Genomic DNA, 9,709 nt, shown 5'->3' with positions numbered 1-9,709 from the left:
TTTACATAATACAATACTACATTGTATATTCAATTATGAAAAAACTAAACATCTACTTCACCGCAGGAATTCCGGAATTGGAAAATACAGCTGAAATCATACAATTAATCCAGGATTCGGGAGCCGATATGATGGAAATCGGGATGCCGTATTCCGATCCGGTGGCAGACGGGCCGGTTATCCAGCAGGCGCATGAACGGGCCCTGCAAAACGGAATGACCATTGAGAAACTGTTTGCCCAATTGAAATCCGTTAAAGATGAAATCAAAATCCCTGTGATTCTGATGGGCTACGTCAATCCTGTTCTGCGTTTCGGCTTTGAAAATTTCTGTAGAGAATGTTCGGAAAGCGGGGTTTCCGGATTGATTATCCCTGATTTGCCACCGATCGAATTTGAAAAAAACTACCGCAAAATTTTAGAACAGTACCAACTGAATTTCACTTTTCTGGTAACTCCGGAAACGTCGGATGAAAGGATCTTATACCTCGATTCCTTAAGTTCGGGATTTCTGTATGCCGTCAGTTCTTCGTCCACAACAGGAAACGAAAATACCGTACTGAAAAACGAAGACTATCTTTCAAGATTGGCATCGCTTCCACTGAAAAATCCGGTAATGATCGGCTTCGGCATCAAATCCAGGGAAGATTTTGAAAATGTCACCGAAAAAGCGGACGGCGGAATTATCGGAACGGCGTTTGTGAACATCCTTTTACAGCAAACAGACTGGAAGAAGCAAGCCCCTGATTTCATCCGTTCCATTAACGGGTAAAAATCACTAAATTTGTGCATTCAAACAAGGATATGAATACCATTCAGAATAAAACCGTCGTCTTTGAAGATTTGGGAACCCGCGAATACCAGCCGGCCTGGGATTATCAGGAGTCCCTGATGAAAAACATCATCGATCTTAAAATCAGGAACCGTGATCTTCCCGCCGAACAGCATATGGCAACGCCCAACCATTTCCTATTGGTGGAGCACCCGCATGTTTATACGCTGGGGAAAAGCGGGCATGAAGAAAATATGCTTGCCGGAATCGACAAACTGAAAGAAATCGATGCCACCTTTGTGAAAGTCAACCGTGGCGGTGACATTACCTACCACGGTTACGGGCAGATCGTAGGTTATCCGATCCTGGACCTGGAAAATTTCTTTACCGACATCCACAAATACATGCGGAACCTGGAAGAAGTCATCATCCGCACCATTGCCGAATACGGACTGAAAGGAGAGCGTTCTCCCGGGGAAACCGGTGTCTGGCTGGATGTTGGGAAACCCTATGCCCGCAAGATCTGTGCAATGGGTGTAAAAGCTTCCCGCTGGGTAACCCTTCATGGTTTTGCCTTAAATGTGAATACCGATATGCGGTATTTCGAATACATCATTCCATGCGGGATTAAAGACAAACAGGTTACTTCGCTGAAAAGAGAACTGGAAAGAGCACTGACCCCTGAAGAAATGGAAGACATCAAAGCAAAGATCAGAAAACATTTTGAGGAGGTTTTTGAAGCGGATTTGTACTCAAAGTCTGGAGACTTTGAGTAGCTGTGTTTTAAGACTATGAGTAGCTGCAGTAATTACATGTAGGGTAACGGCACTACAGCTGCTGGTTAGATAACGATGCTACCTCTTCTGGTGAGGGTAAAATTTGAAAAAAAATAAATAGGCCGCAGCATTTATTTGCTGCGGTTTTACTTTTCTACTTATATTTGGTAAAAACCAGATATGAAAGAAGGATATATTATCCGAAACCAGGAAAGGCCGCATTTCCTTACCTGCACCGTGGTCGAGTGGATCGATATTTTCACCCGCCCAATCTACCGGGATATCGTGATCGAGAGCCTGAAATTCTGTATTTCCAAAAAAGGCATGATTCTTTACGGTTATGTGATCATGAGCAATCATCTCCATCTCATCATCCAGTCTAAGGACGGAAAATTATCCGACCTGCTAAGGGATTTTAAAAAATTTACCGCCCGGGAAATTTTAGAAAAAATACAATCTACACCCGAAAGCCGGAGAAAGTGGATGCTGGAACGTTTTGCCCTGGCCACTGAAACCCATTCCCGAAATAAAAATTTCCAAATCTGGCAGTATGGAAACCATGCCGAAGAAATTTTCAGCCTGCCCTTTTTCAGGGTAAAGCTAAATTACATCCATCAGAATCCGGTAAAAGCAGGCATTGTGGCAGAGCCTTATTACTACCTCCATTCTTCCGCAAGCAACTATTATAATGGTACAGGAATTATCCAGGCGGTTGAAGTGGTAGATCCGCCGGCAGCTGCATTGATCAATGGCTTTGAGTTTTGGAAGTAAAGGCTATGCAAAGTCTGAGACTTTGCATAGCCTTTACTCTCATTTCGTCAATACTCTTATCCCGTCATATAGATGACGGGATAATTTCTTACCCATTACCCTAATTTTAAAGCAATATCAAATTATTAATTTTATTTTTGACGTATTAAATAAAAAACTTAATGACACGGACTTTCAAATACATCTGCTTTCTCCTATTTTTATCTTTCATCAAATCCTTTGCGCAAGACCAATATATTTTTGAGATCGACAGCCTTATCGGCACTAAAAATCCCAGAAATTTCAATGGTGTTATCCTGATTACCAAAAAAGGAAAAGTACAGTATTCAAGAGCTCACGGGATAAAGGATATATACAATCCGGTTCCGTTGCAAATGGATAATCAATTCGAAATCATGTCAAATACAAAACAGATGACAGCCGTTCTCTTGTTGCAGGAAGCAGAGAAAGGAAAAGTTGATTTTCAGGCACCTATTGGCCGGTATCTAAATGACCTTACCCAACCGTGGGCAGATTCTGTAACCATCCATCAGCTGCTGAACCATACCCATGGAATTACGGATCTTAACAAAGCTCTTGTATTTAAACCCGGATCGGATTTTAAATATGGTAATCTTTCCAGTATTCTTTTAGGAAAAATCATCGAAAAAGTATCGGGACAATCTTATAGATCTGCTGCCGAAAATCTATTCCGGAAACTGGGGATGAATGATACTTTTTGCTACTCAAAAGAAGATAAAAGAAAACGGGTAACCGGACATATGGCTGACCATAATGTTTACAGCGCGGTTGAAGAATCTTTTATCACCGACGAAAATCTGCCTGCAGACGGCATCATCACAACCGCAAAGGATCTTTCCATATGGAATAATGCCCTTCATAAAGGAAAAATGCTGACTCCCGAAATGTACCGTTTAATGACTACACCATCAGCGATGTCCCAGCACGATGTTTTCGGTAAAGAAAAAGTAGGTTATGGATACAATATAAGAATAGCAAACGATCAGGGAGTTTCATATTTCGGGCATACGGGATTAGGTAACGGTTTTGCTTCGCTCAATATCTACTTTCCTAAAAGCGACGTAAGCCTTATCATTCTTGAAAACCAGATGAATGAAAACAGTGACCTGTATTATTATTTCGAAACTGAAATTAAAGACATCATTGTAAAAAGTAATCTGGTGAAAGAATAATTTTATTTGCATCTTTTACAAACCGGCGTACTATAAGTTTTCGCCTTCTAAGCCTATTGTTATTCCTTTTAATAACAGTAATTTTCCTGTATTCCGGCAAATATTCAGTACCCGATTATTTTTTAATAAAAATCTTTTAAAAATTAAGTCTTTTATATTAAATCCAGCCTTACATAATTGTGGTGGCTGGATTTTAATGTTAGATCATAGACAGAATTAATAATTCATTTAGACAAATTTAACAAAATTAAATTGTACACAATTTAATTTGGCAATATCTTTGCAGTACAGAATTCGAATAAAATAATTAGCAAAATGTCATTAATAGAAGATTTAAACTGGAGACATGCGGTAAAAGCTTATGATCCGGAAAAAAAAGTATCACAGGAAGATGTATATAAAATTTTAGAATCAGCGAGGCTTGCTCCCACTTCATCTGGACTGCAGCCGTTCCGGGTTATCGTAGTGGAAAATCAGGACCTGAAAGAAGAAATGGTGAAAGGTGCTTTGAATCCGGAAGTGATGAGGGACTGTTCCCACGTACTGGTATTTGCCGCCTGGGACAGTTATTCGGATGAGAAAATCGATAAAGTATATGACTATCATACCGATGTAAGGGATTTGCCGAGAGGCCGTTTTTCCAGCTATACCGATAAAATCAAAGAAATCTACGGGGCCCAGACGCCCGAAGAACATTTTGCCCACACTGCCAGACAGACCTATATTGCATTAGGATTGGCCATGGCTCAGGCTGCGGAACTGAAAATCGACAGTACTCCGGCCGAAGGCTTCAGCAATGAGGTGGTGGATGAAATCTTAGGATTAGGAGATCTGGGATTAAAAAGTGTAAGCCTTCTTTATCTGGGTTACCGTGATGAAAAAAATGACTGGCTGTCGCACATGAAAAAAGTAAGAATTCCGATGGAGGAATTTGTTATCACAAAATAATCAGACCATTTCATTTTCAAAAATATGGAACAACAGGAACCTTTAAAACTGGAAAATCAGCTCTGCTTTCCGCTTTATGTGATTGCCAAGGAAATTACGGGAATCTACCGCCCTTTTCTTGACGAGCTTGATATAACATACCCGCAGTATCTCGTCATGATGGTGCTCTGGGAACATGACGGGCTCCCTGTAAACCATATCGGAGAAAAGCTGTATCTGGACAGCGGCACTTTAACGCCGCTTCTGAAAAGGCTGGAAACGAAAGGATTCATCCGCAGGGAACGGAAAAAAAAGGACGAGCGGGTTGTTGAAGTCTACATCACGGAATCCGGCAAAGCCTTACAGCAGAAAGCCTGTGAGATTCCCGAAAAAATTTTTAAAAAAGTAAACGCTTCATCCGAAGACTGGATGGCGCTAAAGGAAAATGTACTGAAAATATTAAGCAAATTAGAAAATAAATGAAAACCTTATACACCACAAAAGTGACTGCCACAGGAGGCAGAAATGGAAAAGTAAAAAGTGAAAACGGGGTCCTGGACCTTGAAGTAAAAATGCCGAAAGCTTTAGGAGGCGCGAACGATGAATTCACCAATCCTGAAATGTTATTTGCCGCTGGATATGCTGCCTGTTTCGACAGTGCATTGAACAGGGTGATCTCTTTATCAAAAACAAAAACGGGAGAGACCACCGTAACCGCAGAAGTAAGCATCGGTCAGCTGGATAACGGCGCTTTTGGACTGGCAGTTCAGCTGGATGTGAATATCCCGGAAGTTTCTCAGGAAGAAGCCCAATCTCTGACGGAAAAGGCCCACGAGATCTGCCCCTACTCCAATGCGACCCGGAACAACATCGAAGTGAAACTTTCGGTAACGAATAACTAAAGTAAACTTTATATAGTATAGAATCTGCTTCTTCGGAAGCAGATTTTTTTTATGAAATGAAAATTATGATTTATTTTAAAGTTATGACTAACATGATAATCTTTTATTCTACAATCTTTTATTCTACGCTATAGTCATAAAGTAAAATTCTTAATTTTGATAAACAACAGAAAAAAAATGCAGACAGTCAATCAAGAGCTTTATAGTTCTATAGCTAAAATTATAATTGATGCAAAAACCCAAGTTTATAAAAGTAGCAACATCATCCTGCTGAAAATGTACTGGGAAATCGGACAGCTTATTATTAAAGAAGAGCAAGATGGCGAACTACGTGCCACATACGGTAAATCAACTTTAAAGAAGCTTGCCAATCATTTATCTATAGAATTTGGAAAAGGTTTTAATGAAAGGAACCTCAATAATATGAGAGCTTTTTTCACTGCATTTCCAATTTGGAACGCAGTGCGTACCGAATTGAGCTGGACACACTATAGAATTATCAGCCGGATTGATAATCCAGAACACAGAATACAATACATGGAACATTCCATTGATGGAAACTGGAATACCCGAACACTTCAAAGAAATATTGAAAGCCAGTATGTCAGCAGATTAATAAAAATTCCAGAAACAGAAAAAAATGAAGTATCTAATTTTATAAAAGATCCGTATATATTTGAATTTTTGGGTCTATCTCCTGATATTTCACAAACTGAAACACAGATAGAAACAGCATTGATTACGCATCTTCAGCATTTTTTAATGGAGCTGGGAAAAGGTTTTGCCTTTGTTGCAAGACAGCAACATATTGTTACAGATACTTCTGATTTCTTTGTAGACCTTGTATTTTATAACTATTATCTTAAATGTTTTGTGCTTATAGATCTTAAGACTCATAAACTGACTCATGAAGCCATAGGACAAATGGATATGTACGTAAGAATGTACAATGATCTTAAAAAAGGAACAGATGACAATCCTACAATAGGAATTATTCTATGCACTGAAAAAGATGAAACGGTTGTGAAATATTCTGTACTGTCAGAAAATGAAAAGTTATTTGCCAGTAAATATAGAACATACCTTCCGGATGAAAAAGAATTAAAAATGCTAATTGAAACCGATAGAATAAAATTTGAACTGGATAACAAAGATTAATAATTTGACCAGCTTTTAAGAAACAAAATTAACTATCTGAATAATATCCATGAAAAATATACTCATTCCAATTGTCACATTTTCCTGTCTTTTTAAAATCCATGCCCAGCAAACCTATGCTTTCTTCGGCTCCTTTAACCGGGATAAAGATACGGAAGGGCTCTATGTTTATGAACTGGATACCCTCAGCGGGAAACTTTCAAAAATTACTTCATTCACAGGAATTTTAAATCCCTCATTCCTGACCGTTTCGCCCAATGGAAAATACGTTTTTGCCTGTACGGAGAGCAAGACTAAAAACAGCGGAAGCGTCAGCAGTTTTGAATTTAATCCTGAAAAAAAATCGCTTACTTTTATCAGCAAACAGAAAAGCGGCGGCGAAAATCCCGTTTATCTCACCGTTCATCAAAACGGAAAATGGCTCGTGAACGGAAATTATACGGAAGGCAGCGTTTCGGTGTATCCTGTTTCTGAGAACGGACAGATCCAGCCGTATGTCCAGAATTTCCAGTTTTCGGAAGGCAGTGTAAACCCGGACAGGCAGCAACGGGCACACATCCACGCTACCGTCTTTTCTCCGGATTCTAATTACCTATTTTTGCCGGATTTAGGAGCAGATAAAATCCGGGCTTATCGGTTTGAAAGTAAAAATAACCAGCCGTTACAGCCGGCAGACATTCCTCTTACCCCCACTGTTCCGGGAAGCGGACCAAGGCATCTCACCTTTCATCCCAACGGAAAATTTGCCTATTGCATTGAAGAGATGGGCGGAGCGGTAAGCGTCTACTCCTATGAAAACGGAAAATTAAACAACCTTCAGAGAATTCATACCCATTCCGAAAAAGACAAAGATGATTTTGAAAGTTCGGATATCCACATTTCACCCGACGGCAGATTCCTGTATGCTTCCAACCGCGGAAACGAAAACAACATTGCTATTTTTTCCATTCTGGATGACGGCACTTTAAAAACGGTCGGTTACCAATCCACCAAAGGAAAACACCCAAGGGTTTTCAATCTGGACCCAGACGGTAAATTTTTAATGGCCACCAACGCCGGAACCGGGACTGTTGCCGTGTTCAGAAGAAACCCGGAAACGGGATTGCTTAAGAAAGTGGGCAGGAAGATTAAAATTAAAAGCGTTTCGTGTGTGGAGATCAGGAAATATTAATCTTATATTTATTGCTTCTAAACTTTTGATATGAAAATGTAGATTATTATCCTGAACAATGTTCCGAATAAGCTGGTGCCCGTCATCTCTTCTGATGCGTCACTGGCGTGTTATAAAAAATATAAAAATTGTAAGAATACGGAGAAATGGATTAACGGCATCTTCAATGTATAGCCAACGCATATAATGATTATAATTATTTCGGTTTAGCCAAAATTATGACAGGTTTTGGCTAAAGCCGATCATCACACAACATAAGGTAAATGGGCTAAAGCCCATTTCTATTAATATCAGGCTCAGACGAGTTAAGAATCTTATTAAAACATCACCTTCTTAAAAGCCTCCACCTTCTGATAGTGATCATTGGATTCTTTTTCCTTTTTATCAATAATCAGAATTCCAGATAGATGATCGATTTCATGCTGGAAAATCACGGCGGTGAATCCTTCAACAATTTCAGAATATGGCTGCCCTTTCAGATCGGCGTATTCCAATTGAATGACCTGGCTGCGGTAAAACTGATCCCTGAATTCGGGAATGGAAAGGTCTCCTTCCGGACCGAGGTTCTGGATTTCCGATTTCCAGGTAATCACCGGATTGATAAAATATTCCAACGGTTCTCCCGGCTTATCAAAACGTTGTACCCAGATCACTTTCCGGTTAATCCCCACTTGCGGCGCTGCAATGCCTACTCCACCGTCCGTTGACAATAAGGATTCTTTCATTCTCTTTACCAGGACTGCCGTATTCTTATCCAGCGGATCAATTTCCGAAGAAAGGTTCAGCAATGTTTTATGCTGATGCTCATCGGTGGTCTGATAGATGGGCAAAGCCGTTTCGGGATCCCCCTGATTGATCAGGGAAACCTCATCAGCGGTAAGTTTCTGGGCATGGATGAAACCAATAAAGAAGATTAATAAAAAAGAAAGTTTTCTCATAGCAGCAGAATGTTGAACAAAGATAAATGATGTTTTTAATATTTTAACCATAGATTTTCGCAGGCCTGCACTGATTATAATGTAGCTTCAGCTCCGCTCAGCCACCGGAATCTGAGAAATTTAGAACTTCATCTGATATTCCGCAGGAATCTCAACATCGTATTAGAGAATAGCTAATAAATTCGTTTCTGAATTAAAAGACAAGTTTCCGGCTTAAAACTGATTTTATGTATTCTAACTTTCACTCAGCTCTTTTTACTTTTCTCTGGCTCTTAATACGTTTTCGTCATATCCGCCGGGATCACCAGGTTATAATCCATCGGGATATAGTCTTTTTCAGGCACCTTCAGTTCAGGATCTTCGGATTCGAAGACGGAGATCACCGCCATCTTCAGGTTCGGATTTTTCTGTTTGAGGTACCAGTAAATACCGCCGAATTCCTTGCTGTGGTAATTGCCGTTGTAATGGATGAACGTCTTTCCTGGTTGCAGGTTTTTCAGGATCGATTCTGCCATGGTCGCATCTTTAATGGCCTGGGCGGAAATAAAATTCATCACTTTCATTTCTTCCGTATGGTCGCCCATCATTTTTTTCATTTCTGGGTAACCGGGCGTTTCAAGAGTGACTTTAACCGGCAGTTGCGCTATATAGGCTTTGTCCTTTGCCGGCAGGGTATTCAGGGATACCAGTCCTTCTTTTGAAACCTGGGAAGCATATCTTCTCGGGACATTGGTTGCGATGAACGGTAATTTTTTATCCTTCGCAAAATCCACCAGCGGCTGGTAATCTGTGGCAAAATTGTTCCATAACCTCGCTGAATCTTTTAAAGTTTTGGCATCAAAAGTTCCGTTCAGGTATTTATTCAACTGAGACTGATTATCCCTCTCAAACATTTCGGCGCCCAAGATCAGCCGCCCGTTTTTCTTCTGACAGAGCGCTTCTGTGACTCTCAGCTGCAGCCAGTGATTGATGGAAGTGTTATGGTTCTCACCGAAGAAAACCACATCATAATCCGCCAGTTCGTTGAGCAGTTTTTCCGTTGGCACTTCCTGCCCTTTTTTATCATAAAACTGATAGGATTTAAAATCCTGTGCAGAAAGCGA

The 9,709-nt window shown here is 40.2% G+C and carries 11 protein-coding genes; 9 read left to right on the top strand and 2 right to left on the bottom strand.

The genetic code is table 11. From position 1 onward, the window contains the following. Window positions 1–35 precede the first annotated feature (35 nt). The 9 genes from trpA to QZ735_RS18680 all read left to right on the top strand — a co-directional run bounded on the left by trpA (window position 36) and on the right by QZ735_RS18680 (window position 7,668). Window positions 36–770 carry a tryptophan synthase subunit alpha gene (trpA, locus tag QZ735_RS18720; protein WP_294251885.1) on the top strand — a complete coding sequence of 245 codons (735 nt, stop codon included), beginning with the start codon at window positions 36–38 and terminating at the stop codon, window positions 768–770. A 32-nt stretch (window positions 771–802) separates the two neighbouring features. Beyond that, window positions 803–1,546, top strand: a complete 744-nt coding sequence (gene lipB / locus QZ735_RS18715) for a lipoyl(octanoyl) transferase LipB (protein WP_294251882.1) — start codon at window positions 803–805, stop codon at window positions 1,544–1,546. Window positions 1,547–1,726: 180 nt separating this feature from the next. After that, entirely contained in the window at window positions 1,727–2,317 is a 591-nt protein-coding gene (locus QZ735_RS18710; protein ID WP_294251879.1) for a transposase, read from the top strand. 161 nt (window positions 2,318–2,478) lie between these two features. Then, complete coding sequence (locus QZ735_RS18705; protein WP_294251877.1) at window positions 2,479–3,510, top strand: serine hydrolase; 1,032 nt, start codon at window positions 2,479–2,481, stop codon at window positions 3,508–3,510. Between the two features lie 315 nt (window positions 3,511–3,825). Continuing rightward, window positions 3,826–4,458 (top strand): NAD(P)H-dependent oxidoreductase, encoded by a 633-nt coding sequence (locus tag QZ735_RS18700; RefSeq protein WP_294251874.1) that lies wholly within the window; start codon window positions 3,826–3,828, stop codon window positions 4,456–4,458. Between the two features lie 24 nt (window positions 4,459–4,482). Further along, window positions 4,483–4,920, top strand: a complete 438-nt coding sequence (locus QZ735_RS18695; RefSeq protein ID WP_294251871.1) for a MarR family winged helix-turn-helix transcriptional regulator — start codon at window positions 4,483–4,485, stop codon at window positions 4,918–4,920. Beyond that, complete coding sequence (locus QZ735_RS18690) at window positions 4,917–5,339, top strand: organic hydroperoxide resistance protein (protein ID WP_294251868.1); 423 nt, start codon at window positions 4,917–4,919, stop codon at window positions 5,337–5,339. The genes QZ735_RS18695 and QZ735_RS18690 overlap by 4 nt, the downstream gene beginning before the upstream one ends. Window positions 5,340–5,495: 156 nt before the next feature. Then, window positions 5,496–6,497: a YhcG family protein gene (locus QZ735_RS18685; RefSeq protein WP_367117859.1), complete on the top strand. Its 1,002-nt coding sequence runs from the start codon at window positions 5,496–5,498 to the stop codon at window positions 6,495–6,497. Window positions 6,498–6,546: 49 nt separating this feature from the next. Beyond that, window positions 6,547–7,668, top strand: a complete 1,122-nt coding sequence (locus QZ735_RS18680; protein WP_294251866.1) for a lactonase family protein — start codon at window positions 6,547–6,549, stop codon at window positions 7,666–7,668. 317 nt (window positions 7,669–7,985) lie between these two features. Here the strand turns inward: QZ735_RS18680 and def are convergent, their stop codons facing one another. Together def and QZ735_RS18670 are read right to left on the bottom strand one after the other, a co-directional pair. Further along, window positions 7,986–8,606 carry a peptide deformylase gene (gene def / locus QZ735_RS18675; RefSeq protein WP_294251862.1) on the bottom strand — a complete coding sequence of 207 codons (621 nt, stop codon included), beginning with the start codon at window positions 8,604–8,606 and terminating at the stop codon, window positions 7,986–7,988. Between the two features lie 272 nt (window positions 8,607–8,878). Then, window positions 8,879–9,709 (bottom strand): ChaN family lipoprotein (locus QZ735_RS18670; protein ID WP_294251859.1); only part of this gene is annotated, 831 nt, incomplete at its 5' end.

The organism is uncultured Chryseobacterium sp. (genome assembly GCF_913776365.1).
GTDB lineage: Bacteria > Bacteroidota > Bacteroidia > Flavobacteriales > Weeksellaceae > Chryseobacterium.
This window is presented reverse-complemented; position numbering and strand designations above follow the sequence as displayed.